The organism is Mycobacterium sp. IS-1590, assembly GCF_001500025.1.
Lineage (GTDB): Bacteria > Actinomycetota > Actinomycetes > Mycobacteriales > Mycobacteriaceae > Mycobacterium.
The window spans coordinates 40,705-66,947 of record NZ_LQIW01000050.1 but is presented as its reverse complement, the minus strand read 5'-3'; the positions used below and the strand labels follow the sequence as shown (position 1 = coordinate 66,947).

Genomic DNA, 26,243 nt, shown 5'->3' with positions numbered 1-26,243 from the left:
CGTCAACTATTCCAGGCACGGCAGAATCCGTCGACGCCGCCCGAAACGTTCAGCTTCGGCTCAGCTTCCGCTCAGGATTCGATGATGCGCGCCACGTACGGCTGCAGGCCGGAGTGACGCACCGGGCCCACCGTCACCTTGCCCGCGCTGCCCGAGGACTCGAGCATCTGACCGCCGCCCAGGTAGATGGCGACGTGCTGGCTGCCGCCGGGACCCCAGAACAGCAGGTCGCCGCGTTTTGCCTGCGATGTCGGCACCTTGCGGCCGGTGTCGTACTGGTCACCGGAGTACTTCGGGATCAGCACCCCGACGCCCGCGAACGAGAACTGGGTGAAGCCCGAACAGTCGAACCCGACGGTGTTGGCCCCCGAGTCGATACCCCGGCTCGGCCCGTTCGGCTTTCCGCCGCCCCACGAGTACGGCACGCCCATCTGTGACGCACCGCGACGGATCACGTATTCGATCGCCTGCGGTCCGCGCACCCGGCCCGGCGCCACGCTCGCCGTCGCCGCCTCCGGTGGCGCGAGACCCAGGGTGGACAAGAACTTGCGGCCCAGGCTCATCGTGACCTCGGTGGCCTGTGCGGTCGCCGCGAGCGACGCGTTGGCGATCGCGAGGGGATCGCCCGGCGCGCCGGCGCTGATCAATTTGGGCAGCGTCGGATCCCACTGGCCGTCCTCGGGTGCGGACGCCGCCGGCGTCGCCAGCCCGACGGTGAGCGCGACGGTCGCCACCAGCAGCGCACAACCGCTCAAGAACCGAATCAGCTTGAAACGCAAAGTTTTCCTAACGTCTTTCGCTTCTGACCTCTCACCATTCGATGAGACGAGTCGCGTACGGGGTCATACCGCTGGTACGCACCGGCGAGATCTTCACCACCGAACCCGTATAGGGCGCTTCGATCATTTGTCCGTCGCCGAGGTACAGCGCCACGTGCTGGCTGGCGTTGGGGCCCCAGAACAACATGTCGCCGCGGCGCATCTGTGACGTCGGGACCTTGCGCCCAGCGTTGTACTGCGAACCCGAGTAGTGGTCGAGCTTGATGCCGACCCCGGCGAACGCGTAGAGCATCAGGCCCGAGCAGTCGAAACCGACTGTGCCCGCGCCGGAGTCGATACCGCGGCTCGGTCCGGCCGCGTTTCCGCCGCCCCACGAGTACGGCACGCCCATCTGCGACATGGCGCGTTTGATCACGAACTCGGTCGCCTGCCTGCCGTAGACGCGGGGAATCGCGCCGTTGTTGAAGGCCGGCGCGGCGGCCGGTTGCGGCAGGATCCCCAGCGATTGCAAGAACTTGCGCCCCAGGTCCTGGGTCACCTGCGCCGAGGTCGACGCGATGCCGAGAACCGCGTTGATGATCGCGATCGGGTCGCCGCTCACGAAGGCGCTGGGGATCGCGGGCAACGTCGGATCCCACGGTGTGGCCCAGTTACCGGTGCCGGGGTCGACGCCCTGCGGGGCGCGGTCCCAGTCCGGGCTGCCCGGCGTCGCGGCGGCCGCCGGTTGCGCCGGAGCACCCCCCGGCTGCGCCGGGGCGGCCTGAGTGCGCGCCTCGGCGAGCTTGGCCTGCGCGGCCTTGCGCTCGGCGGACAGCTTGTCGAGTTGGGCCTGCTGGGACTTGAAGGTCTCCTGCGCGTTGGTCAGGGCCGAAACCGCGGACTGCTGGCTGGCTTCGGCGTCGGCGACGGCCTTGTCCGCGTTCTGCTTGGCCAATCGCGCCGCGGACTCACGGTTGACCTGCTCGGTGCGGGCCCGCTGCAGATCGGCGATCACCTGCTGCGAGCTGATCGCCAGTGTCTGCCCCGCCGCGGCGGTCTTGATGACCTCGGCGGGATCGCCGGCGGTCAGGTACGAATCGGAGGGGCCGTTGACGTATGTCGCGGCGGCGAACGAGTCGAACCGCTTCTGCGCCTGGTCGATGGCGATGTTGGCGTCCTCGACGCGCTGACGGCTCGCGTCGACCTCACGCTGGGCGGCATCGGCGTTGTCCCGTGCGGTCTGCACGTCCAGGATCGCCTTGTTGACGCTCTCCTGCTGCTGCTGAATCTGGGCGCCCAGATCCTGCAGCCTCTGGTCGGCATCGGCGACGGCGGCGACCAGCGCCGCGAGGCTGTCGGGGCTGCCGGGTTGGGCGAGGGCCAGGCCAGGTGTCGTGGACAACATGGCTGCCACGACCAGGGCCGCGCAGAACCGTCCACACGGCCGCGTAGCGGATGCGCCAGGGGTGCGTCTCATCCGACTCAGTTCTCCTATTGCTTCAGGCGAACGTGCGGACACATTCGTCGCGGTGACTGTGCTCATTTGTCACAACATGCACATCTACAACACAGTTACCGATTGCACCGTACGTCACATCTGACGCCAAAGAAACTTAAGTCGCGAATTACAACTTTGTAATTGGAAGAAGTGTTATCGCGTCGTGACTTCGCCAATATCGGGGCGGTGTGATCTCACGCCAAAACCGTTGTCGCAGTGAGACTTCAGGCGTTCTCGCGCGACGCGGCACGCTTGGCGCGGACCTGCAAAAGTCGCGTGCCGATAACGGCGGCAACCACTCCCAAGACCACCAGAATCGTCAATGCGGTCCACGGAAAGTGCGATGCCGTCAACTCGCCGAGGAAATTCTTCGAACCCTGCACCGGGCCACGCCCTTCGGCGACGTCCTGACCCGCCTCGAGCGTCATGCGATCGAATGTCGTACTGAAGGTGCCCGAGTCCGTCGGGCTGAGCACCAGCACCGTCGACCCCGGGAACGCCTCGCCCACCTCGGTGGCGATATCGCGCAGTGGGGTGTCGATCGGCGGGTTCTCGTCCACGACGACGACCTTCAGGTCGATCCCCTTCTGCTGGGCTTCGGCGACCACCGCGGGCAGGCCCTCGTTCTCCGGCCTGGGTGAGGCACTCACCCCGTCGTCGCGAACGTCCTCGATGACCAGGTTCAGACAGGTGTCGACCGGCGTGGTCGCGGGGTCCATGCCCACGGGCCCACAGACGTCGGGCGGGATGTACGCCGGCAGATACGGAATCACATGCGGTCCGAACACAGAAGAACCGTACGTGATGGGTACCCGACAGGGTGACAGCACGCGCAGCGGTACGAGACTTCAAATCCGACCCCGACCGTCTTGCAGGACAAGCGTACTGTTAGAGTTGTAACGCGGCCGTCACAGCCCGTCGGCTGCGAGAACTAGCCGGGAGTTGATGTGAGCAAAGGTAATACGGAAAATTCTTCCCCCAATTCATTTGACGCCCGCGACACCCTGAAAGTCGGAGACAAGAGCTACGAGATCTACCGCCTCGACGCGGTGCCGGGTACCGACAAGCTGCCGTACAGCCTGAAGGTCCTCGCCGAGAACCTGCTGCGCAACGAGGACGGCGCCAACATCACCAAGGACCACATCGAGGCCATCGCCAACTGGGATCCCGAGGCCGACCCCAGCGTGGAGATCCAGTTCACCCCCGCGCGCGTGGTGATGCAGGACTTCACCGGCGTTCCGTGCATCGTCGACCTGGCCACCATGCGCGAGGCGATCGCCGACCTCGGCGGCGACCCCGAGAAGGTCAATCCGCTCGCCCCGGCCGACCTGGTGATCGACCACTCGGTGATCGCCGACCTGTTCGGCCGCGCCGACGCGTTCGAGCGCAACGTCGAAATCGAGTACGAGCGCAACGGCGAGCGCTACCAGTTCCTGCGTTGGGGTCAGGGCGCTTTCGACGACTTCAAGGTGGTGCCGCCCGGCACCGGCATCGTGCACCAGGTCAACATCGAATACCTGGCCAGCGTCGTGATGGACCGGGACGGTACCGCTTACCCCGACACCTGTGTGGGCACCGACAGCCACACGACCATGGTCAACGGTCTCGGCGTGCTCGGCTGGGGCGTCGGCGGTATCGAGGCCGAGGCCGCGATGCTGGGCCAGCCGGTGTCGATGCTCATCCCCCGTGTCGTCGGCTTCAAGCTGACCGGCGAGCGCCAGCCCGGAGTGACGGCCACCGACGTCGTGCTCACGGTCACCGAGATGCTGCGCGAGCACGGTGTGGTCGGCAAGTTCGTCGAGTTCTACGGCGACGGCGTGGCCGAGGTTCCGCTGGCCAACCGGGCCACGCTGGGCAACATGAGCCCCGAGTTCGGTTCCACCGCAGCGATCTTCCCGATCGACGAGGAGACCATCAGCTATCTGCGCTTCACCGGGCGCAGCGAGGAGCAGCTGGCGCTGGTCGAGGCCTACGCCAAGGAGCAGGGCATCTGGCACGACCCCCAGCGAGAGCCCAAGTTCTCCGAGTACATCGAGCTGGACCTGTCCGACGTCGTGCCGTCGATCGCCGGGCCGAAGCGCCCGCAGGACCGCATCGCGCTCAACGAGGCCAAGGCGGCCTTCCGCCGCGACATCACCGACTACGTCGAAGACGGCGAGTTCAACGGGGACTACTCGGAACTCGACGAGGCCATCGACGAGACCTTCCCGGCGAGCGATCCGGTGCGCAACACGTCGTTTTTGTCCAACCGCAAACCCCCGCCGCATGTCGAAAGCGCCGCGCTCGAACCCAACGGCCGGCCCAGCAAGCCGGTGACCGTGAGGTCCGATGAGCTCGGCGAATTTGAGCTCGACCACGGCGCGGTGGTGATCGCAGCCATCACGTCGTGCACCAACACCTCCAACCCCGAGGTGATGCTCGGCGCGGCGCTGCTGGCCAAGAACGCCGTCGAGAAGGGCCTGACCACCAAGCCGTGGGTGAAGACGACGATGGCACCGGGCTCCCAGGTGGTGACCGACTACTACGAGAAGGCCGGGCTGTGGCCGTATCTGGAGAAGCTGGGATTCTTCCTGGTCGGCTACGGCTGCACGACCTGCATCGGAAACAGCGGCCCGCTGCCCGAGGAGATCAGCAAGGCCGTCAACGACAACGACCTCGCGGTGGCCGCAGTGCTGTCGGGCAACCGCAACTTCGAGGGCCGGATCAACCCGGACACCAAGATGAACTACCTGGCGTCGCCGCCGCTGGTGATCTCCTATGCGCTTGCCGGCACGATGGACTTCGACTTCGACGCCATGCCGCTGGGCCAGGACAAGGACGGCAACGACGTCTACCTGCGCGACATCTGGCCGTCGCAGTCCGACATCAACGACACGATCGCCAACGCGATCAGCCAGGAGATGTTCACCAAGAACTACGCCGACGTCTTCAAGGGTGACGAGCGCTGGCGCAACCTGCCGACCCCGGAGGGCAACACCTTCGAATGGGCCGACGAGTCGACCTACGTGCGCAAGCCCCCGTACTTCGACGGGATGTCGGCCGAACCGGAGCCGGTGACCGACATCAAGGGCGCGAGAGTGCTGGCGCTGCTGGGTGATTCGGTCACCACCGACCACATCTCCCCCGCGGGCGCGATCAAGCCCGGAACACCGGCCGCTGAGTACCTGGAGTCCAACGGCGTCGAGCGGGCGGACTACAACTCCTACGGTTCACGGCGCGGAAACCACGAGGTGATGATCCGGGGTACGTTCGCCAACATCCGGCTGCGCAACCAACTGCTCGACGACGTCTCCGGCGGCTACACCCGCGACTTCACCAAGGACGGCGAGCAGGCGTTCATTTATGACGCCGCGCAAAACTATGCGGCGCAGGACATCCCGCTCGTCGTGCTCGGCGGCAAGGAGTACGGCTCGGGTTCGTCGCGGGACTGGGCGGCCAAGGGTACGCGGCTGCTGGGGGTGCGGGCGGTCATCACCGAGTCGTTCGAGCGGATCCACCGGTCGAACCTGATCGGAATGGGCGTGATCCCGCTGCAGTTCCCCGAGGGCGAGTCGGCGGAGTCGCTGGGCCTCGACGGCACCGAGACGTTTGACATCACCGGCATCGAGGAGCTCAACGAGGGCAAGACGCCGAAGACGGTCCACGTCACCGCGGAAAAGGAAGATGGTTCCAAGGTCGAGTTCGACGCGGTGGTGCGCATCGACACCCCGGGTGAGGCGGACTACTACCGCAACGGCGGCATCCTGCAGTACGTGCTGCGCAACATGCTCGAGTCGCAGTAACCGAAGAAGGGACAACCGCGTTGCCCCGGGTCACCGACGACCACCTGGCGGCGCGTCGTCGGCAGATCCTCGACGGCGCCCGCCGGTGTTTCGCGGAGTACGGCTACGACAAGGCGACCGTGCGGCGGCTCGAGCAGACGATCGGGCTGTCGCGCGGCGCCATCTTCCACCACTTCCGGGACAAGGACACGCTGTTCTTCGAACTGGCCCGCGAGGACGCCGAACGCATGGCCGATGTCGCCGCGCGCGAAGGGCTCGTCCAGGTGATGCGCGACATGCTGGCCGCGCCGGATCAGTTCGACTGGCTGGCCACCAGGCTCGAGATCGCCCGAAAGCTGCGCAACGATCCCGACTTTCACCGCGGCTGGGCGGAGCGGTCGGCCGAACTGTCGGTGGCCACCACCCAGCGGCTGCGCATGCAGAAGCAGGCGGGCCGGCTGCGCGACGACGTTCCCAGCGCCGTGCTGCAGACCTATCTCGACCTCGTCCTCGACGGCCTGGTCGCGCGTTTGGCGTCGGGCGACGATCCCGAAAAGCTCAGTGCAGTACTGGACCTGGTCGAGGCGTCACTGCGGCAGCGGACTGACCGGGAGGCCGTGCAGCAAGCCGACTAGCGGCGCCTGCTGCGGTGATTCGGGCCGCCACGGCTGCGCATCGTCGTACCCGACTCCCGCAGCATGCTGTGGATCGAACCGTACGAGCGGCCCGTGGACGCGACCAGAGTACGGATGCTTGCCCCACCCTCGTAAGCACTCCGCAGCTCGTTCAGCAACTGGTCTCTCGACTTGTCCAGCTTCTTCATCAGCACCTCCCCGCTTCGATGCCCCGACGGATACCCAGCGTAGGAAGCGGTTACACACAACGGGAGAAAATGACCAAACGCTTCGCGCAATGGATCGAGCCAACCTCGATCAGGCGCCGGTTCAGGCGAGCTCGATGAGATCCGAGTAATCGTCGGACCAGTAGTCCTCGGTGCCGTCGGGAAGCAGAACCACGCGTTGCGGTTCGAGTGCCTCGGCGGCGCCGGGATCGTGGGTCACCAACACCACCGCGCCGACGTAACTGCGCAGTGCATCGAGCACCTGCTCACGCGAGGCGGGATCGAGGTTGTTCGTCGGCTCGTCGAGCAGCAGTACGTTCGCGGTCGATGCGACCAGGCCCGCCAGCGCCAGCCGGGTCTTCTCTCCGCCGGACAGGGTGCCCGCGGGCTGATCCAATTGCGGTCCGCTGAACATGAAGGCGCCCAACAGCCCGCGCAGGTCCTGCTCGCCGGTGTCGGGTGCGGCGTGCCGGATGTTCTCCCACACCGTCGCGTTGTTGTCCAGGGTGTCGTGTTCCTGGGCGAAGTACCCCAGCTTGAGGCCGTGACCGGGTTCGAGGCGCCCGGCGTCGGGCGTCTCGGTCCCCGCCAGCAGGCGCAACAGGGTGGTCTTGCCGGCACCGTTGAGCCCGAGCACCACCACCCGCGACCCTCTGTCGATCGCCAGGTCGACACCGGTGAAGACCTCGAGCGAGCCGTAGTTCTTGGTCAACCCCTTGGCGACCAGCGGGGTGCGCCCGCACGGCGCGGGGGTCGGGAACTTGATGCGGGCCACCTTGTCGGCGACGCGTTCCTCGTCGAGTGCGGCCATCATCCGATCGGCACGACGCAGCATGTTCTGCGCTGCAACGGCTTTCGTGGCCTTGGCGCCCATCTTGGCCGCCTGGGTGCGCAGCGCAGACGCCTTGCGTTCGGCGTTGGCGCGCTCGCGGCGGCGCCGGGCTTCGTCGGTCGCGCGGGCATCGAGGTATTTCTGCCAGCCCATGTTATAGACGTCGACCTCGCTGCGCACGGCGTCGAGGAACCACACCCGGTTCACCACGTCGGCGAGCAGGTCGACGTTGTGGCTGATCACCACGAGGCCACCGGAATGGTTCTGCAGGAAGTCACGCAGCCAGCCGATCGAGTCGGCGTCGAGGTGGTTGGTCGGCTCGTCGAGCAGCAATGTCGTGCTCGAACCCGCGCCGCTGTCGGAGGCGGCGAACAGGATCCGCGCCAGCTCCACGCGTCGGCGCTGCCCACCGGACAGTGTGCGCAGCGGTTGGGTCAGGACGCGCTCCGGCAGTCCGAGGCTCGCGCAGATACGGCCGGCCTCGCTCTCGGCGGCATAACCGCCCAGCGCGGCGAACCGCTCCTCGAGCTGACCGTACTTCCGCACGGCCTTGTCGCGGGCGGCGTCGTCGGCGACTTCGGCCATCAACACCTGCTGCTTTTCCAGGTCGGCGAGCAGAGTGTCCAGGCCACGCGCCGACAGGACCCGGTCGCGGGCGAGCACGTCGAGGTCGCCCTCTCTGGGATCCTGTGGCAGATAACCGATTTCGCCGTTACGGACGATGTCGCCCGCATACGGCTCACCCTCGCCGGCGAGGATGCGCATGGTCGTGGTCTTGCCCGCGCCGTTACGCCCGACCAGTCCGATCCGGTCGCCGGGCTGCACGCGAAGCGCGGTTCCGTCGGTGGACAGCAACGTGCGCGCCCCGGCGCGGACCTCGAGGTCCGTTGCGGTGATCACGCTGTGCGGTCCTTACTTGTCGTCGGTGAATACGGGGTCCCGTTTTTCGGCGCGCGCTGCCACCGCTTCTTCGAAGTTGGCGGTGAGCAAACGGACGAACAATTGTCCGAGGCCCTCGGCTTGCATGTGCCCTTCCAGGCTACCGGCGTCCAGTCCACTCCAAAGTGTGCGCTTGGTCAACTCGATTCCGGGCCGGGAGAACGCCGCGATGCGCTCCCCCATCTGGTAGCAAACCTCGAGCAGGTCATCGCCGGGTACCGCGCGCGACACCAGGCCGATGCGTTCGGCCTCCGCGGCGTCGACGTCGCGGCCGGTCAGCATCAGCTCGAACGCCCGTGACGTGCCGATGGCGCGCGGCAGCAGATAGGACAGCCCCAGCTCGCTGGCGGTCAGCCCGTTGTTGATACCGGCCGCGCGGAAGTAGGCGCCGTCGGCCGCCACCCGGATGTCGCAGGCCAGCGCCAGGCACAGGCCCCCGCCGATCGCGGCGCCGTTGACCGCGGCGATGACCGGCTGGTGCATCTTGCGCAGGCCGAGGATGACCTCGTCGAGCACCTCCATCGAGCGCAGCGCGAACGTGGGCCGGGTCAAGCCGTCGATGTGGGGTACCGAACCGGCCGACTTGTGGTCGGCGCCCGAGGAGAATCCGCGGCCGGCGCCGGTGAGCACGACCGCCCGCACGGAATTGTCGTAGGTCAGCTCGTCGAGCACCTTCTTGAGCGGAACCATGACGTCGAACGCCATGGAGTTCATCCGTTCGGGCCGATTGAGGGTCACCAGGGCGATGCCGGGACGCGGCCGGTCGACCAAGACGAAGTCAGTCACGCATGCACGCTATCGCGTGCCGACGCTCACTCCGGCTGGCCGTTGTCCTGCGCCGCGATCGCCGCGTCGATGTCGAACTCCTTGACGCGCTGAACCAGTTCCTCGAGGGCCGCGGGCGGCAACGCGCCCGCCTGGTTGAACACCAGCTTGCCCTTCTTGAACGCCATCAGCGTGGGGATGGACCGGATGTCGGCCGCGGCGGCCAGCGCCTGCTCGGCCTCGGTGTCGACCTTGGCGTACACGACGTCGGGGTGCTGTTCAGAAGACGCCGCGAACGTGGGGGCGAACGCCTTACACGGGCCACACCAGGACGCCCAGAAGTCCACCAGCACGATCTCGTTGTCGTTGATGGTGTCGTTGAATTGTTCGGCGGTGATGTCTTGGGTAGCCACGTTGATTCCTAACGCTGATGGTCAGCTCTGTGTTCCCAGCCTACGGGCGGATACCCAGTTCAGTGCGGCCGCGCTCGAAGAACTCGGTGATCCGGGCGGCCAGCGTGTCGACGTCGTGGGCCGCGTCCAGTGGGTGGAGCGCTCCGAACGGCGCATTCCAGAACGGACCCGTCCGCTTCTGCCACGGGCCGACGTAGGCATACGGCGTCGGATGGGTTTCGTCGCCGGCCGACACCCCGTAGTTCACCTCGTCCTCCACAGCTGCGACGTCGAAGTGCTCCGGCCACAATGTCGGATGCTGCTGCGGCAGAACATGCTTCAGCGCAAACCCACCCGCGTAGTGGGCGCGCTGCAGCCACGCCGCGGCATCGGGGTCGAGTGCGAGCTCGGCGTCGGCGGGCAACGGGTCGACGATCCGGTAGACCCCCTCCGGCGGCCCGGGCGCCACGCCGACCGCCTCGGCGACGGCCGCGACGCTGCCGGTCAGCGGAACGCTGCCGTCCGGAAAGACCAAGTCGGTGCCCTGCACCGACAGGGGTAGCGCGACAGCGGCGAAACCGTCGGGGCGCACCGCGAGCCTGATCGTGCCCGCGGACCGATATTGGGGGCCCGCGATCAGGCTTTCGGCCACACCACGCAGTTGACGGCGGGTGGCGACGTAAGGATGGCTCATACCGCATCGAGAGTACGGGCGCGGGCCAGCAGCTGGGATTGCCGTCGCGGCCACCAGAACAGCTCAACGAGCAGTGCGACCAGGTAGATGACGGATGCCACCGCGTTACCCCAGGAGCCGAATATTGCGTCCCAGACCGCCGCGGCCAGCGCGACGATCAGGGCGATGACCAACACCCACCGCAGTGGACGGGCCTCTTCCGCCGCGGCGCACAGCCCCCGCGCGTAGTCGACTTCTGGCCCCGCCAGCCGGGAATCGGCCAGGTCGACCCCGCTTCGCACCGCGCGCACGACCGCGACCCGCTCCTGACCTGTGAGGTCTCTCGATCCCGGCCAGTACCGGTTCATCCGGCGCGCCATCCAGATGCCGTAGAACGTGCCGACGACCACCGTGACGATGACAGCGCTGAGGAGGAAGCCGGAATCGAGCCACGCCAAAACACCGAGGCTGAGCCCGACACAGCCGCCGATCAACAGCGCGCGCCGTCCGAACCCGCCCCGCCAGACGAACGCCGGGACCGTGACCACGAGATCATTCTGAGCTCTTCGTACATGACTTCGTACGACAATGTCGGCAATGCCGAATACCAACACCACCTTCCCTGCTCCGGCAGGCCCGGTGCCGGCGTGTCAGATTTCCGTCAACGCCTTCGGCCGCAGCAGCAATGTGGCCACCACGCTGATCAACGCTGTCACCACGAGATAGGTGCACGCCAACCACGGCGACTGGTTCGTGGCGGCGATCAACGCGGTCAGGATCAGCGGGGTCAGACCCGACGCGTAGACCCCCGACAGCTGATACACCGTGGACAGCCCGGTGTAGCGGATTCGTGCCGGATACAGCGACGCGTAGAGCGTGCCCTGGGCGCCGTAGAACCACGCGTGAATCACGCCGAACACCACCAACATTGCGAGCGCGTAGGCGGTCATGCTGCCGGTGTTGAACAACGCAAACACCGGGAACACCGCGACCGCGTAGGCAACGATTCCACTCGCGTACACCGCTCGCGCCCCGAACCGGTCGGTCAGCAGTCCCGAGACGGGTAGCAGCGCGGCCATCAGCAGCGCCGCGACGGTGACGGCGATCAGCACCGGAACCCGCTCCAGCTTCAGTGTCCCGGTCGCATACGAGATCACGAACACGCCCCACGTGTTGAAGGCCGCGCCCTCGCCCCATCGCGACAACAGTCCCAGCACCGTGTTGCGCAGCGCGGGACTGCGGAACACGTCACGCAGCGGCGCCGCGGAGCGGTCGTCCTCGTCGCGGACCTTCTCGAAGGCCGGTGTCTCGGTCGCCTTCCATCGCACGATGAATCCGAAAATCACCAGCACGATGCTGAACAAGAATGCGATCCGCCAACCGTACGACTCGAAAGCATCGTCAGGCAGGGCGATTTGGAGCAGCGCGAACACGCCGGTGCCCAGTGCGAGCCCGAGCGCCAGACCGACTTGGGGCACGCTGCCCGCCAGGCCCCGCCGATGCGCCGGACTGTGTTCGACGGCGAGCAGGATCGCCCCGGCCCACTCGCCGCCGAGCGCGAAACCCTGTACGACGCGCAGGAGTACCAACAGGATCGGCGCGAGCACCCCGATCTGGGCGGCGGTGGGTAGCACCCCCATCAAGGCGGTCGCACCGCCCATCAGGACCATGGTGAGCGCCAGCGTCTTCTTCCTGCCGATCCGGTCGCCGACGTGGCCGAACACGAAGCCGCCGATCGGGCGCACGATGAACCCGACCGCGAACGTCGCGAAGGACAACAACGTCCCGACCACAGAGCTCTGATCGGGAAAGAACGCTTGGTTGAACACCAGGCTCGCCGCGGTCGCATAGAGAAAGAAGTCGTACCACTCGATGGTGGTTCCGACGAGGCTGGCGACCAGCGCGGTGCGCATCCTCGACGCGTCCGCCGTCGAATCGACCAGCGCGCGTGCGGGTTCGGGTGAGACATCTGTCGCCGTAGACACGAGGTTCGACGATCCCCGATGCGGCGACGGCAGGCACAGGTTTGTGCACGCCGTGATTCAAAGGCCGCTGCCTGAGCTAGACGGTGAAGCCCAGCGCCCGCAGCTGCTCGCGGCCGTCCTCGGTGATCTTGTCCGGACCCCACGGCGGGTTCCACACCCAGTTGATCTTCAGCTCGTTGACCAAACCCGCGCCGACCAGTGCCGTGCGCGACTGGTCCTCGATCACATCGGTGAGCGGACAGGCGGCCGAGGTCAGCGTCATGTCGATCAACGCGACGTTGCCCTGCTCCCCCTGCTCGACGTTGATCCCGTAGACCAGGCCCAGATCGACGACGTTGATGCCGAGTTCGGGGTCGACGACGTCGCGCATCGCCTCCTCGAGATCGAACAACAGCTCTTCGTTGGGCACTGCGGTGTCACTCATCCTGCCTCCTGAAATCTCTCCGATGCCTGCGACAGCGCATCTTTGAAAGCCATCCATCCCAGCAGCGCGCACTTGACCCGCGCCGGGTACTTCGCAACGCCGGCGAACGCGATGCCGTCGCCGAGGGCGTCTTCGTCACCCTCGACGGTCCCGCGCGACGAGATCATCTCGCTGAAGGCGGCGACCGTTTTGAGTGCGTCGCCGACGCTCTGGCCGATCACCTGATCGGTGAGCACCGATGTCGAGGCCTGGCTGATCGAACAGCCCTGGCCGTCGTACGAGATGTCGATCACCTGCTCACCGTCGTCGGACAGCGTGACCCGCAGCGTCACCTCGTCGCCACACGTCGGGTTGACGTGATGGACCTGGGCGCCGTACGGCTCGCGCAATCCGCGGTTGTGCGGGTGCTTGTAGTGATCGAGGATCACTTCCTGGTAGATCTGCTCCAGCCGCACGTCAGTCCCTGCCGAAGAATTCCACGGCCCGCCGCACACCGGCCACCAACCGGTCGACCTCGTCGACGGTGTTGTACACCGCGAAGGATGCCCGTGCGGTCGCGGCGATCCCGAACCGCCGATGCAGCGGCCACGCGCAGTGATGGCCGACGCGCACTGCCACGCCCTCGTCGTCGAGCACCTGGCCCACGTCGTGCGCGTGCACTCCGTCGACCACGAAGCTCACCGGCGACGCCCGGTTCTCCAGCGACGTCGGACCGATGATGCGCACACCGTCGATCGCGCTCAGCCCCTCCAGCGCGGCGGCCACGAGCTCGGATTCGTGCGCTTCGACGGCACCCATCCCGATCTCGCGCAGGTAGCGCGCGGCCGCGGCCAACCCGACCACTTGCGAGGTCACCGGCGTTCCCGCCTCGAAGCGCTGCGGCGCGGGCGCGTACGTCGTCTCCTCCATCGTGACGGTCTCGATCATCGAGCCGCCGGTCAAAAACGGCGGCATCGCGTTCATCAGCGCGGAGCGTCCGTACAGCACTCCGATCCCCGTCGGCCCCAACATCTTGTGCCCGGAGAACGCCGCGAAGTCGACGTCGAGCGCGTGCAGGTCGACAGGCTGGTGCGGCACCGACTGGCAGGCGTCGAGCAGGGTCAGCGCGCCGACGGCCTTGGCCCGCGCGACCAGTTCGTCGACCGGCGCCAGCGCACCGGTGACGTTCGAATGATGGCTGAACGCAACGATTTTCACGCGCTCATCGAGCTGCAGGGAATTCAGGTCGATGCGCCCGTCGTCGGTGACGCCGTACCACTTGAGCGTTGCTCCCGTCCGGCGAGCCAACTCCTGCCACGGAACCAGGTTGGCGTGGTGTTCGAGTTCGGTCGTCACGATCACGTCGCCGGGCCCGACGGCGTGGTCGAACCGGGTGTCCCCCATCGCGTAGGAGACCAGGTTGATCGCCTCGGTCGCGTTCTTGGTGAACACCAATTCATCGGGATCGGCGCCGACGAACGCCGCGATGTCGGCGCGGCCGTCCTCGTAGGCGTCGGTCGCCTCCTCCATCAGCTGGTGCGCACCGCGGTGCACCGCGCCGTTGGAGGTCACGAGGAACTCGCGCTCGGCGTCGAGGACCTGCACCGGCCGTTGCGAGGTGGCCCCGGAATCCAGGTACGCCAACGTGTTTCCGCCGCGCATCTGTTTCGTCAGGATCGGGAAGTCCGCGCGGATGGCGGTCAGATCCAGCGGGCGTACGGTGGCGGTCATGGGCTACGCCTCCGCGGCCGCCGTCTGCGTGAAGCGGACGTAGCCCTTCTCCTCGAGCTCGTCGGCGAGCTCGGGACCACCGGAGGTGACGATGCGTCCGTCGACGAACACGTGCACGAACTGCGGCTGGATGTAGCGCAGGATGCGCGTGTAGTGGGTGATCAACAGCACGCCGCCGTTCTCGGCCTCGGCGTAGCGGTTGACGCCCTCGCTGACCACCCGCAGCGCGTCGACGTCCAGGCCGGAGTCGGTCTCGTCGAGGATCGCGATCTTCGGCTTGAGCAGGGCCAGTTGCAGGATCTCGTGGCGCTTCTTCTCACCGCCCGAGAACCCCTCGTTGACGCTGCGTTCGGAGAACGACGGGTCGATCTCGAGGTCGCCCATCGCCGACTTGACCTCTTTGACCCAGTGCCGCAACTTCGGCGCCTCACCGCGCACGGCTGTGGCGGCCGTACGCAGGAAGTTCGACATCGATACTCCGGGCACCTCGACGGGGTACTGCATCGCGAGAAACAGGCCCGCGCGGGCGCGTTCGTCGATGCTCATCGCCAGCACATCCTGGCCGTCCAGCGTGATCGAACCGGACGTCACCGTGTACTTGGGGTGACCGGCGATCGCGTAGGACAGCGTGGACTTGCCCGAACCGTTCGGCCCCATCACCGCGTGGGTCTCCCCCGACTTCACGGTCAGGTCGACACCCTTGAGGATCGGGATCTCGGTCTGCTCAGGGGTTTGCACCGAGACGTGCAGGTCTTTGATTTCAAGTGTGGTCATTATTGGACTGTTCTCGATTCCGTGATCGCTAGTTCTCGTTCGATTGCTTCGGTGAGGCGCTCGCGCACCGCGGGCACGGCGATCTTCGCGATGATCTCGTTGAAGAAGCCGCGCACCACCAGGCGTCGCGCCTGATCTTCGGGGATGCCGCGGGCCCGCAGATAGAACAACTGCTCGTCGTCGAAACGCCCGGTGGCACTGGCGTGGCCGGCGCCGATGATCTCGCCCGTCTCGATTTCGAGGTTGGGCACCGAGTCGGCCCGAGCGCCGTCGGTGAGCAGCAGGTTGCGGTTCACCTCGAAGGTGTCGGTGCCGGTGGCCTCCGCGCGGATCAACACGTCGCCGACCCACACGGTGTGCGCATCGGGCCGGTTGGATGCCGGATCACCTTGCAGCGCACCCTTGTACAGCACGTCGGATTTGCAGTTCGGGTGGGCGTGGTCGACCAGTAGCCGCGACTCGAAGTGCTGGCCGTCGTCGGCGAAGTAGGTGCCGAGCAGCTTGGCGTCGCCGCCGGGTCCGGTGAAACGCACGGTCGCCGTCGTCCGCACCACGTCCCCGCCGAGTGTCACGTTGACGTGGCCGAGCACGGCATCCTTGCCGAGGCGCGCGTGATGCGCGCTAACGTGCACGGTGTCGTCGGCCCAGTCGGCGATCCAGATCACCCCGAGGCCGGCCGAATCGCCGACGATGATCTCGACGTTGTCGGCGTAGGTCCCGCTGCCGCGCAGGTCCACCACGACGATCGCGCGCGAGAGCTCCTCGACGCGGATCTGCAGATGCCCGTAGGCCACCGCACCCTCACCGGGGCCGGTGATGTCGATCTCGATCGGTTCGGTGACCTCGGTGTCACGGGCGACCGTGACGATGGTCGCGCTGTCGAACGACGAATACGCCTGCGCGGCAACCCGGTCGGCGGGCACACCGCCCTGGCCGAGCCGTTCGTCGTCGCGCCCGACCGTCTCCACGGTGACGCCGGGCCGTTCACCCACGGTGATGGTCGCGCTGCCCGAACCGACCGCGGAGCCGTCGTGCAGACCGCGCAGGCGCTTCAACGGCGTGAACCGCCAGATCTCGTCGCGTCCGCCGGGCACCTCGAAGGCGTTCACATCGAAGGAGGTGAAGATCTCGCCCTTGTTGAGTGCCGACCCTGCCGGTGTCCCTTCGACGGCTGTCTGCAGATGGGAACTCACTTAGCCCACGGCCCCTTCCATCTGCAGCTCGATCAGCCGGTTGAGCTCCAGCGCGTACTCCATCGGAAGCTCCTTGGCGATCGGCTCGACGAAGCCGCGCACCACCATCGCCATCGCCTCGTCCTCGGTCAGGCCGCGGCTCATCAGGTAGAACAGCTGATCCTCACTGACCTTCGACACCGTGGCCTCGTGGCCCATCGTGACGTCGTCCTCGCGGATGTCGACGTACGGGTAGGTGTCGGAGCGGCTGATCGTATCGACAAGCAGCGCATCGCATTTCACGCTCGACCGCGATCCGTGGGCACCCTTGTTGACCTGGACCAGGCCGCGGTAGGAGGCCCGGCCGCCGCCGCGGGCAACGGATTTCGACACGATGTTGCTCGACGTGTTCGGTGCCAGGTGCAGCATCTTGGCGCCGGTGTCCTGGTGCTGCCCCTCGCCGGCGAACGCCACCGACAGCACCTCACCGCGAGCGTGCTCACCGGTCATCCACACCGCGGGGTACTTCATGGTGACCTTGGAGCCGATGTTGCCGTCGACCCACTCCATGGTCGCGCCGGCCTCGGCCCGGGCCCGCTTGGTGACCAGGTTGTAGACGTTGCTCGACCAGTTCTGGATGGTCGTGTAGCGGCAGCGGCCCCCGGACTTGACGATGATCTCCACGACCGCGGAGTGCAGCGAGTCGCTCTTGTAGATCGGCGCGGTGCAGCCCTCGACGTAATGCACGTAGGCACCCTCGTCGACGATGATCAGCGTGCGCTCGAACTGACCCATGTTCTCGGTGTTGATCCGGAAGTAGGCCTGCAGCGGGATGTCGACGTGCACACCGGGCGGCACATAGATGAACGAACCACCCGACCAGACCGCGGTGTTCAGCGCGGAGAACTTGTTGTCGCCGGCGGGGATCACGGTGCCGAAATACTGCTTGAAGATCTCCGGGTGCTCACGCAGCGCGGTGTCGGTGTCGAGGAAGATGACGCCCTGGGCCTCCAGGTCCTCCCGGATCTGGTGGTAGACCACCTCGGACTCGTACTGGGCCGCGACACCGGAGACCAGCCGCTGCTTCTCGGCCTCCGGGATGCCCAGCTTGTCGTAGGTGTTGCGGATGTCCTCGGGCAGGTCGTCCCACGTGGCTGCCTGCTTCTCGGTGGACCGCACGAAGTACTTGATGTTGTCGAAGTCGATGCTCTCGAGGTTGGACCCCCAGGTCGGCATCGGCTTCTTCTCGAAGGTGCGCAGCGCCTTGAGCCGGATGTCGAGCATCCACTGCGGCTCGTTCTTCTTGCCGGAGATGTCACGAACCACCGCCTCGGACAGCCCGCGCTGTGCGCTGGCACCCGCGACGTCGGAGTCCACCCAGCCGTAGCCGTACCGGCTCAGCGAAGCGATCGCCTCGTCCTGGCTGAGCGGTTCGCCTACCTTGTGGACCTCAGGTGTCGTCGTCATCTCGACGCTCCTTGCTTGCTAGTGGGGGCTGTAGGGGCTGAAGCACTGATCTTTTCGACCAGGGGTACGTGCGTTGTGCAGGCGCAGTCGCCGTTGACGATGGTGGCGAGCCTCTGCACGTGGGTTCCCAGAATCTCCGCGAAGGCCTCACGCTCGGTCTCGCACAACTCGGGGAACTCCTCGGCGACGTGAGAGACCGGACAGTGATGCTGACACAGCTGGATTCCGTGGATTGCTCCAGGCGCCGGTGTCACCGAAGTGACGCTGGTCGCGTAACCGGCCTTGCTCAGCGCGTCGGCCACCCGGTCGGCTCTGGATTCAACGTCATCGGGACCCTCGGTCACTCCCGCCAGGATTCCGTCGATACGGCGCCGCGCGAACGTCCGCACCGCGTCGTCGCCGCCGATCTCCCGTAGCTGACGAATGGCCGCCACGGCCAGGTCGTCATAGGCGTGGCCGAGTTTGGCACGTCCCGCCGCAGTGAGCCGATACCGCTTGGCGGGCCTGCCGCGGCCGGTGTGCTGCCACGCCGCCGCGGCGCTGGCCTGCGCATCGCCCGCCTCGATCAACGCATCGAGGTGGCGACGCACGCCTGCAGCGGAGATTCCGAGCTGTTCGCCGATCTCACCGGCGGTGATCGGTCCGGATTCGAGCAGCAGTTGCACGATCGCACCACGCGTGTGGCGATCGGCTCCTGCCTCCGGACTGAATTTCACAACACTATTGTGACGGAATTCGGAAACCGCTGTAAAGCAAGGGCACCCTTAGCGTGACAAGTGCCATAACGTGGACGGTTACGCTGCTGAGGTGGCAGCCCGCCTCCCGTCGTTCAGCTCGTCGATCGCCCGTTGGCACGCCGACGAACGCCCGGTGGGCTCGCCGCTGAACGACGCCGAGGTCATCGCGCTGCGCCGGACGCGGCTTTTCGGTGCCGCGGGCACCGTCCTGATGGCGATCGGCGCGCTCGGCGTCGGGGCCAGGCCGGTGGTGCAGGACCCGACGTTCGGCGTGCGGCTGCTCAACCTGCCCTCGCGCATCCAGACCGTGAGCCTGACCATGACCACCACCGGCGCGGTGATGATGGCGCTGGCCTGGCTGATGCTCGGGCGATTCACCCTCGGTGACCGGCGCATGTCCCGAAGCCAGCTCGACCGGTTGTTGTGGCTGTGGGTGCTGCCGCTGCTCATCGCCCCGCCGATGTACAGCCGAGACGTCTATTCCTATCTGGCGCAGAGCGAGATCGGCGTCAAAGGCCTCGACCCGTACCGGGTCGGTCCGGCCACCGGCCTGGGTCTGGACCACGTGTTCACGCTCTCGGTGCCCAACATGTGGCGCGAGACGCCCGCACCGTACGGGCCGCTGTTCCTGTGGATCGGTCAGGGCATCTCGGCGTTGACCGGCGAGAACATCGTGGCCGCGGTGCTGTGCCACCGGTTGGTCGTGCTGCTCGGCGTGGGCCTGATCGTCTGGGCGACCCCGCGCCTCGCCCGGCGCTGCGGCGTCGCCGAAGTGAGCGCGCTGTGGCTGGGTGCGGCCAACCCGCTGCTGATCATGCATCTGGTCGGGGGCATCCACAACGAGGCGCTCATGCTCGGCCTGATGCTCGCCGGCACCGAATTCGCGCTGCGCGGAGTCGACGCCGCCGCGCCTCTGCTTCCCAGGCCGCTGGCCTGGCCGCAGGACCGTGAGCAGTGGGCGCGGTGGTGGCCGCTGACGATGCTGCTGGTCGGCGTCGTGCTGATCACGCTGTCATCGCAGGTCAAGTTGCCCTCGCTGCTGGCCCTGGGCTTCGTCGCGATGGCGCTGGCCTGTCGGTGGGGCGGCACCGTCAAGGCGTTCTTCCTGGCCGGCGGGTCGCTGACCGCGGTGTCGGTGGTGGTGATGGCGCTGATCGGGTGGGCCAGCGGCCTGGGGTTCGGGTGGCTCAACACGCTGGGCACCGCCAACGTGGTACGCAGCTGGATGTCGCTGCCCACCCTGTTGGCCCTGGGCACCGGTCAGGTCGGCATCCTGCTTGGCCTCGGGGACCACACGACGGCGGTGCTGGGGCTCACGCGTGCGATCGGTGTGTCCATCATCGCGATCCTGGTGACCTGGCTGTTGCTGCTCGTTCTGCGGGGGCGCCTGCATCCGGTGGGCGGGCTCGGCGTCGCGCTGGGTGTGACGGTGCTGCTGTTCCCGGTCGTCCAGCCGTGGTACGTGCTGTGGGCCGTCCTCCCCCTCGCCGCGTGGGCCACCCGGCCGGCGTTCCGCAGCACCACGATCGTGGTGACGCTGGCCGTCGGCATCTTCGGCCCGACCGCCAACGGCGACCGCTTCACGGTTTTCCAGATCCTGCTGGCGACCGCGGCGAGCACCGTGATCGTCGCGGCGCTGTTTCTGCTCACCTACAACCGGTTGCCCTGGCGCAGCGTGGCGAGCCCGCCGCATGAGCAACCGCCGCCACCGCCGCCGCAGCCCGCGCGGCCCGACGCTTACGCTGAGTCCCCGTGACCCACTCTGGATCCGGGGCGTCGTCCCCCGTCCCCGTGCGCCTCAGCGGGGTCACGAAGCGCTACGGGTCGACCGTCGCGGTGTCCGAACTCGATCTGCAGGTGCAGGCCGCCGAGGTGTTCGCACTGCTCGGGCCGAACGGCGCGGGCAAGACCACGACCGTCGAGATGTGCGAGGGCTTCGTCCGCCCCAACTCCGGCACCATCGAAATCCTCGGACTGGACCCGTTCGGCGACAACGCCCGGCTGCGTGAGCGCATCGGCGTGATGCTGCAGGGCGGCGGCGGATACCCGGCCGCCCGCGCTGGCGAGATGCTCAACCTGGTGGCGTCCTACGCGGCAAACCCGCTCGATCCGGCGTGGCTGTTGGACACCCTCGGGCTGACCGAGGCGGCACGGACCACTTACCGGAGGCTGTCCGGTGGTCAGCAGCAGCGGCTGGCGCTCGCCTGTGCGGTGGTCGGCCGCCCAGAGCTGGTCTTCCTCGACGAGCCGACCGCGGGCATGGACGCACATGCGCGAATTGTGGTGTGGGAGTTGATCGATGCCCTGCGTCGCGACGGGGTGACCGTGGTGCTCACGACCCATCAGCTCACCGAGGCCGAGGAGCTCGCCGACCGCATCATGATCATCGACCACGGCGTTCCGGTGGCCACCGGTTCGCCCGAGGAGCTGATGCGCAGCGGCGCCGAGAACCAGTTGCGGTTCCGCGCCCCGCGCATGCTCGACCTGTCGCTGCTGGTTTCCGCGCTGCCCGAGAGTTACCAGGCGACCGAGACCGCGCCGGGTGAATACCTGGTGGAGGGCGCGATCAACCCCCAGGTGCTGGCGACGGTGACGGCGTGGTGCGCACGTCTCGACGTGCTGGCCACCGATATGCGCGTCGAACAGCGAAGCCTCGAGGACGTGTTCCTCGACCTGACCGGGCGGGAGCTGCGGCCGTGACGAGCACTCGCGCGAGGAACCGAGAACTATGACGACGAATCGCTTTGCGCCGGGCACCTTCACACCCGATCCGGGGCCGGCCACGGTGCAGAAAATGCTCGCCGCGCAGTTCGGCCTGGAGTTGCGGCTGCTGTTGCGCAACGGCGAACAGCTTCTGCTGACGATGTTCATCCCGATCACTTTGTTGGTGGGCTTGACGCTGATGCCTCTGGGGTCGTTCGGGCCGAACCGGGCTGCGACGTTCGTGCCCGCCATCATGGCGCTGGCCGTGATCTCCACCGCGTTCACCGGGCAGGCGATCGCCGTGGCGTTCGACCGCCGATACGGAGCCCTCAAACGTCTTGGCGCAACGGCCCTTCCGGTGTGGGGCATCATCGCGGGCAAATCACTGGCTGTGGTCGCGGTGGTGTTCCTGCAGGCGATCGTGTTGGGCACCATCGGGGTCGCGCTCGGCTGGCGCCCGCACCTGGCGGGGCTCGCGCTCGGCGCGGCGGTGATCGCCTTGGGCACGGCGGGTTTCGCGGCGTTGGGGTTGCTACTCGGCGGCACTCTGCGCGCCGAGATCGTCTTGGCCTTGGCGAACCTGCTCTGGTTCGTCTTCGCGGGGCTCGGCGCGCTGACGCTCGAGGGCGGCATGGTGCCCTCCGCCGCGCAGTGGGTGGCCCGGCTGACGCCGTCGGGCGCCCTCACCGAAGCGCTGACTCAGGCGATGACGTTGTCAGTGGACTGGTTCGGCCTTCTGGTGCTCGCGGCCTGGGGCGCCGTCGCCGCGTTGTGCGCGCTGCGCTGGTTCCGGTTCACCTGAGTCCGGTAGCCGGCTCACCCACTACTACGGCCTGTAGTTGCGCTGCTCTACCATCGGAACCGTGCGACGCGCCTTTCTGCGGCTGGTCGATCTGCTGCCGCTGCCCAGCCTGCGCACCCAGCGCGTCATCGCCTTCCTCGTCATCCTGACCCAGGGCGGGATCTCGGTGACGGGTGCGATCGTCCGCGTCACCGCGTCCGGGCTGGGCTGCCCGACCTGGCCGCAGTGCTTCCCGGGCAGTTTCACACCGGTGCCGGTCGCCGAAGTGCCGGTGGTGCACCAGGCGGTCGAGTTCGGCAACCGCATGGTCACCTTCCTCGTCGTGCTCACCGCCGCGGCGGCAGTGCTGGCCGTGACGCGCGCCCGTCGCCGCCGCGAGGTGCTCGTCTACGCGTGGCTGATGCCGGTGTCGACCGTGGTTCAGGCGGTGATCGGTGGCATCACGGTGCTGACCGGGCTGCTGTGGTGGACGGTGGCCATCCACCTGCTGGTCTCGATGACGATGGTGTGGCTCGCTGTGCTGTTGTTCGTCAAGATCGGTGAGCCCGACGACGGAGTGCCGATCCGACGCGTGCCCGAGCCATTGCGGCAACTGACGTTTCTCACCGGGCTCGCGCTGGCTGCGGTGCTGGTGACCGGCACGCTCGTGACGGGCGCCGGCCCGCATGCCGGGGACAAGAGCATCGAGGCGCCGGTGCCGCGGTTGCAGGTGGAGATCGTGACTCTGGTGCAGGTGCATGCGACGCTGCTGGTGGCGTACCTGTCGCTGTTGGTGGCGCTGGTGTTCGCATTGCGGGCCGTGGCCGCACCGCGATCTGTCGTGCGGCGACTGGCCGTGCTGCTCGCCCTTGTCGCCGCCCAGGCTCTGGTTGGGCGCGTGCAGTATGCATTGGATGTGCCGGCCGCGTTGGTGGCCGTGCACGTGGCGGGCGCCGCGCTCTGTACCGCCGCGACGGCCGCGCTATGGGCGTCGATGCGAGAGCGGGCCGAGCCCGAACCGGTCGAGCGCTGATTCCACGGCGACGACGAACTCGCGCTGCTGCCGGTCCCTGGTGGTTTCGTCCAGCTGCATCCAGCCCAGCGACGGTTCGACCAGTTCGACTTCCAGCACGCGCGGGTCACGGTGTCCCCCGATGACGTCCACCCGCGCGTAGAGCAGCTCGTCGACGGACAGGTCCAGGTGCGCGGCCGCCGCCGCCAGGGCCTGGTGGCCGAGGTCCCAGACCTCGAAGTCGGGATCGGCGGGGCTGAGGGCCTCCTGCGCGTAGGTGCCCGACTCGTCGAACGCGGGCGCCTCGCCGGGCTGCTGCAGGATCGGGCCCTTCGTGAAGGCATGTGACTGCGCGCCGCCGATGAACACCAATGCGGTCTCGCCGTCTTCGATGCGCGGGTCGTACGGCTGGACCAACACGGTCCGACCGGCGGCCAGCAACCGGTCGGCATGCTGTCGCGCATCGTCGTGATCGGAAAAGCGAAGCGTGTCAACCGATCCCCCGCCGACGGCGGGTTTGACCACGACTTCGGCGCTGTTCGGCAGTCGTACCGCCTCGCCGGGTGCGAAGAACCGGCTCGGGACCGTCGGCACTCCAGCCGCCGCCAGGTCGGCCAGGTAGCGCTTGTCGGTGTTCCAGGACACGACCCGGGCCGGGTTGAGCAGGTTGCCGACCCGTCGCGTCCAGGACAGGAACTCGTCGAGCCGATCGACGTAGTCCCACGTCGCGCGCAGGATCACCAGATCCGCCTTCACGGTCGCCGGGTCGTCCCACGACATCCAGCGCGCGTGGAGCCCATGCTTTCCCAGGGCCGCGACCAGGCCGGCGTCGTCGCCGTCCCCCTCCGGCAGTGCCGGGCATCCGGCCAACACGATGCGCGGATGGAACAGGTCGGGCCGCGCGAGCTTCACGATTGCCAGGATATTGGGAAGATGTGGCCATGCATGCCATCGAAGTCGCAGAGACCGGCGGACCCGAAGTCCTCACCTACGTCGAGAAGCCACAGCCCACGCCGGGCCCCGGGGAGGTGCTCATCAAGGCCGAGGCCATCGGCGTGAACTTCCTCGACACGTACTTCCGGTCCGGCCAGTACCCGCGGGAGACGCCGTTCATCGTCGGCAACGAGGTGTGCGGCACCGTGGAGGCGATCGGCGAAGGCGTCGCCGCGCTGAAGGTCGGTGATCGCGTCGTCACCGCCCAGGCCAACGGCGCCTACGCCGAATACAGCATCGCCCCAGCCGATTTCGTGGCCTACGTACCCGAAGGCGTGGCCCCCGACGCGGCCGCCGCATCCCTGCTCAAGGGCATGACGGCGCACTACCTGATCAAGTCGCTGTACCCGGTCCAGCAGGGCGACTCGGTGCTTGTGCATGCGGGCGCGGGCGGTGTCGGGCTCATCCTCACCCAGTGGGCGACCAGCATGGCGGTGCGCGTCATCACCACCGTCTCGACGCCGGAGAAGGCCGAACTGTCGCGTGGGGCGGGTGCGGTGCGAGTGCTCGACTATCCCACCGATCCGGCCGCGTTCGGCGCCGAGATCAAGGAGATGACCGACGGTGGCGTCGCGGCCGTGTACGACGGGGTGGGGGCCGCCACGTTCGAAGCCAGCCTGGCCAGCCTGCGGGTGCGGGGAACGCTGGCGTTGTTCGGCGCCTCGAGTGGGCCGGTGCCGCCGTTCGACCCGCAACTGCTCAACGCGGCGGGCTCACTGTTCCTGACCCGGCCCACGCTCGTGCACTACACCCGCACCGCCGACGAATTCGCGTGGCGCGCGGGTGAACTTCTCGATGCGATCGCGGCGGGCACGCTGACGATCACGGTCAGCGAGCGCTACCGCCTCGCCGATGCCGAGCAGGCGCACCGCGACCTGCAGGGTCGCAAGACGGTGGGTTCGGTGGTGCTGGTGCCCTAGTAAACGGCGCCTAGAAAACCGTGGGCAACGCCAGGACGGAGTCGACCGCGAGGGCCAGGAACACGACGGCGAGATAGTTGTTCGACTGCAGGAAGAGCCGCAGGGGCTTGACCGCCTCGCCCCGCCGCACTCCGTTGTAGAGCTGGTGCGCCATCACCAGGAACCATCCTCCCGCCAGCAGCGCCACCGACGCGTACAGCCAGCCGGTGACGGGCGTCAGCGCCAGCGTCGCGGCCACCGTCAGGTAGGTGTAGATCAGGATCTGCTTGGTGACCTGACGTTCGGTGGCCACCGCGGGAAGCATCGGGACACCCGCGGCGCGGTAGTCCTCCTTGTAGCGCATCGCCAGCGCCCAGGTGTGCGGCGGCGTCCAGAAGAAGATGATCGCGAACATGACCAGCGCGGGCCAGGCGATCGTCCCGGTGACCGCGGACCAGCCGATCATCACCGGCATGCAGCCGGCCGCGCCGCCCCACACCACGTTCTGCGAGGTGCGGCGCTTGAGCAACAGGGTGTAGACCAGCACGTAGAACGCGATCGTCGCGCCGGCGAGATGGGCCGACAGCATGTTCGTCGTCCACCACAGCCAGAAGAACGACGCCACGGACAGGGCCAGCCCGAATACCAGCGCGTGACTGCGTGGAACCGTGGCACGCGCCAGCGGCCTGCGCTCCGTGCGCTTCATCACCTTGTCGATGTCGGCGTCGGCCACGCAGTTCAATGCGTTGGCGCCTGCCGCCGCCAGCAGTCCGCCGAACAGAGTGTTCAGGATCAGCAGCGGATCGACCGTGCCGCGGCTCGCCAGCAGCATGGCCGGGATGGTGGTGACCAGGAGCAGTTCGATGACCCGCGGCTTAGTCAGCGAGACGTAGCCGAGAAGCGTGTCGCGGATTCGCGTCCGGAACCGCCCCCGCGGCGACATCGAATCCCCGTCGACGAGGTGATGACCGTCGCGAACTCTCACGCAGTTGCTCCTGTCGAAATGGTCCCCAGCGCGCGGGCGTCTACTACAGACGATGGTAGACCGCACGGGAACACCGGCCTAATCCTGCCCGGCATCTACCGCCGGCACTCCTGCATTGGACGACCCTCCCGCACTAGGGTGG

26 protein-coding genes are annotated in these 26,243 nt (G+C 67.4%); 7 read left to right on the top strand and 19 right to left on the bottom strand.

The annotated features are described in order from the left end of the window. Positions 1-71: 71 nt before the first annotated feature. The 3 genes from ripB to AU197_RS23865 form a co-directional block, all read right to left on the bottom strand. A complete protein-coding gene (gene ripB, locus AU197_RS23875) occupies positions 72-779 on the bottom strand; it encodes an NlpC/P60 family peptidoglycan endopeptidase RipB (protein WP_082696827.1) in 708 nt (235 codons plus the stop codon). Between the two features lie 31 nt (positions 780-810). Further along, on the bottom strand, positions 811-2,235 hold the full coding sequence (gene ripA, locus AU197_RS23870) for an NlpC/P60 family peptidoglycan endopeptidase RipA (protein WP_064406115.1): 1,425 nt from the start codon (positions 2,233-2,235) through the stop codon (positions 811-813). Between the two features lie 245 nt (positions 2,236-2,480). Further along, positions 2,481-3,044, bottom strand: coding sequence for an Rv1476 family membrane protein (locus AU197_RS23865; RefSeq protein WP_064406112.1), 564 nt, complete (start codon positions 3,042-3,044; stop codon positions 2,481-2,483). Between the two features lie 159 nt (positions 3,045-3,203). Here AU197_RS23865 and AU197_RS23860 point away from each other — a divergent pair, with 159 nt between their 5' ends. Next, positions 3,204-6,038: an aconitate hydratase gene (locus AU197_RS23860; protein ID WP_064406110.1), complete on the top strand. Its 2,835-nt coding sequence runs from the start codon at positions 3,204-3,206 to the stop codon at positions 6,036-6,038. A 20-nt stretch (positions 6,039-6,058) separates the two neighbouring features. Next, on the top strand, positions 6,059-6,652 hold the full coding sequence (locus AU197_RS23855; RefSeq protein ID WP_064406109.1) for a TetR/AcrR family transcriptional regulator: 594 nt from the start codon (positions 6,059-6,061) through the stop codon (positions 6,650-6,652). On the opposite strand, the gene AU197_RS23850 is transcribed toward AU197_RS23855, so the two are convergent. From AU197_RS23850 to AU197_RS23785, 14 genes are all read right to left on the bottom strand, one after another. Continuing rightward, positions 6,649-6,840, bottom strand: a complete 192-nt coding sequence (locus AU197_RS23850) for a helix-turn-helix domain-containing protein (RefSeq protein WP_064348432.1) — start codon at positions 6,838-6,840, stop codon at positions 6,649-6,651. The genes AU197_RS23855 and AU197_RS23850 overlap by 4 nt on opposite strands. 121 nt (positions 6,841-6,961) lie before the next feature. Further along, complete coding sequence (locus tag AU197_RS23845) at positions 6,962-8,590, bottom strand: ABC-F family ATP-binding cassette domain-containing protein (protein ID WP_064406108.1); 1,629 nt, start codon at positions 8,588-8,590, stop codon at positions 6,962-6,964. Between the two features lie 12 nt (positions 8,591-8,602). Then, the gene (locus AU197_RS23840; RefSeq protein ID WP_064406106.1) at positions 8,603-9,415 is read right to left on the bottom strand and encodes an enoyl-CoA hydratase; all 813 of its coding nucleotides are present in this window, start codon (positions 9,413-9,415) and stop codon (positions 8,603-8,605) included. A gap of 26 nt (positions 9,416-9,441) precedes the next feature. Continuing rightward, positions 9,442-9,807 carry a thioredoxin gene (trxA, locus tag AU197_RS23835; RefSeq protein WP_064406104.1) on the bottom strand — a complete coding sequence of 122 codons (366 nt, stop codon included), beginning with the start codon at positions 9,805-9,807 and terminating at the stop codon, positions 9,442-9,444. 40 nt (positions 9,808-9,847) lie between these two features. Continuing rightward, positions 9,848-10,480 carry a hypothetical protein gene (locus AU197_RS23830; RefSeq protein ID WP_064406102.1) on the bottom strand — a complete coding sequence of 211 codons (633 nt, stop codon included), beginning with the start codon at positions 10,478-10,480 and terminating at the stop codon, positions 9,848-9,850. Continuing rightward, positions 10,477-11,007: a hypothetical protein gene (locus tag AU197_RS23825; protein ID WP_064406100.1), complete on the bottom strand. Its 531-nt coding sequence runs from the start codon at positions 11,005-11,007 to the stop codon at positions 10,477-10,479. Before AU197_RS23825 ends, AU197_RS23830 begins: the two co-directional genes overlap by 4 nt. Before the next feature lie 102 nt (positions 11,008-11,109). Beyond that, the gene (locus tag AU197_RS23820; protein WP_064406098.1) at positions 11,110-12,372 is read right to left on the bottom strand and encodes an MFS transporter; all 1,263 of its coding nucleotides are present in this window, start codon (positions 12,370-12,372) and stop codon (positions 11,110-11,112) included. Between the two features lie 148 nt (positions 12,373-12,520). Continuing rightward, positions 12,521-12,868: a metal-sulfur cluster assembly factor gene (locus tag AU197_RS23815; RefSeq protein WP_064406096.1), complete on the bottom strand. Its 348-nt coding sequence runs from the start codon at positions 12,866-12,868 to the stop codon at positions 12,521-12,523. Beyond that, positions 12,865-13,323, bottom strand: coding sequence for a Fe-S cluster assembly sulfur transfer protein SufU (sufU, locus tag AU197_RS23810; RefSeq protein WP_064406092.1), 459 nt, complete (start codon positions 13,321-13,323; stop codon positions 12,865-12,867). Before sufU ends, AU197_RS23815 begins: the two co-directional genes overlap by 4 nt. 1 nt (position 13,324) lies before the next feature. Then, positions 13,325-14,578 carry a cysteine desulfurase gene (locus AU197_RS23805; RefSeq protein ID WP_064406091.1) on the bottom strand — a complete coding sequence of 418 codons (1,254 nt, stop codon included), beginning with the start codon at positions 14,576-14,578 and terminating at the stop codon, positions 13,325-13,327. 3 nt (positions 14,579-14,581) lie between these two features. Continuing rightward, positions 14,582-15,352 carry a Fe-S cluster assembly ATPase SufC gene (gene sufC, locus AU197_RS23800; protein ID WP_064406089.1) on the bottom strand — a complete coding sequence of 257 codons (771 nt, stop codon included), beginning with the start codon at positions 15,350-15,352 and terminating at the stop codon, positions 14,582-14,584. Continuing rightward, positions 15,352-16,545 (bottom strand): Fe-S cluster assembly protein SufD, encoded by a 1,194-nt coding sequence (sufD, locus tag AU197_RS23795; protein ID WP_064406086.1) that lies wholly within the window; start codon positions 16,543-16,545, stop codon positions 15,352-15,354. The genes sufC and sufD overlap by 1 nt, the downstream gene beginning before the upstream one ends. Further along, the gene (gene sufB / locus AU197_RS23790; RefSeq protein ID WP_064406084.1) at positions 16,546-17,991 is read right to left on the bottom strand and encodes a Fe-S cluster assembly protein SufB; all 1,446 of its coding nucleotides are present in this window, start codon (positions 17,989-17,991) and stop codon (positions 16,546-16,548) included. Next, positions 17,988-18,707, bottom strand: coding sequence for a helix-turn-helix transcriptional regulator (locus AU197_RS23785; RefSeq protein ID WP_064406083.1), 720 nt, complete (start codon positions 18,705-18,707; stop codon positions 17,988-17,990). The genes sufB and AU197_RS23785 overlap by 4 nt, the downstream gene beginning before the upstream one ends. Before the next feature lie 91 nt (positions 18,708-18,798). On the opposite strand from AU197_RS23785, the gene mptB reads away from it, so the two are divergent. The 4 genes from mptB (at position 18,799) to AU197_RS23765 (ending at position 23,245) form a co-directional block, all read left to right on the top strand. After that, on the top strand, positions 18,799-20,484 hold the full coding sequence (gene mptB, locus AU197_RS23780; protein WP_064406401.1) for a polyprenol phosphomannose-dependent alpha 1,6 mannosyltransferase MptB: 1,686 nt from the start codon (positions 18,799-18,801) through the stop codon (positions 20,482-20,484). After that, positions 20,481-21,428, top strand: a complete 948-nt coding sequence (locus AU197_RS23775) for an ABC transporter ATP-binding protein (RefSeq protein ID WP_156434541.1) — start codon at positions 20,481-20,483, stop codon at positions 21,426-21,428. The genes mptB and AU197_RS23775 overlap by 4 nt, the downstream gene beginning before the upstream one ends. 28 nt (positions 21,429-21,456) lie before the next feature. Next, a complete protein-coding gene (locus AU197_RS23770) occupies positions 21,457-22,233 on the top strand; it encodes an ABC transporter permease (RefSeq protein WP_064406079.1) in 777 nt (258 codons plus the stop codon). 82 nt (positions 22,234-22,315) lie between these two features. After that, complete coding sequence (locus tag AU197_RS23765) at positions 22,316-23,245, top strand: COX15/CtaA family protein (RefSeq protein ID WP_197415646.1); 930 nt, start codon at positions 22,316-22,318, stop codon at positions 23,243-23,245. On the opposite strand, the gene AU197_RS23760 is transcribed toward AU197_RS23765, so the two are convergent. After that, the gene (locus AU197_RS23760; protein WP_064406078.1) at positions 23,195-24,136 is read right to left on the bottom strand and encodes an ATP-grasp domain-containing protein; all 942 of its coding nucleotides are present in this window, start codon (positions 24,134-24,136) and stop codon (positions 23,195-23,197) included. The two genes, AU197_RS23765 and AU197_RS23760, sit on opposite strands and share 51 nt — an antisense overlap. A gap of 29 nt (positions 24,137-24,165) precedes the next feature. Here AU197_RS23760 and AU197_RS23755 point away from each other — a divergent pair, with 29 nt between their 5' ends. Further along, a complete protein-coding gene (locus AU197_RS23755) occupies positions 24,166-25,137 on the top strand; it encodes a quinone oxidoreductase family protein (RefSeq protein WP_064406396.1) in 972 nt (323 codons plus the stop codon). A gap of 10 nt (positions 25,138-25,147) precedes the next feature. On the opposite strand, the gene AU197_RS23750 is transcribed toward AU197_RS23755, so the two are convergent. Further along, a complete protein-coding gene (locus tag AU197_RS23750) occupies positions 25,148-26,059 on the bottom strand; it encodes a heme o synthase (protein ID WP_156434552.1) in 912 nt (303 codons plus the stop codon). Between the last annotated feature and the right edge of the window lie 184 nt (positions 26,060-26,243).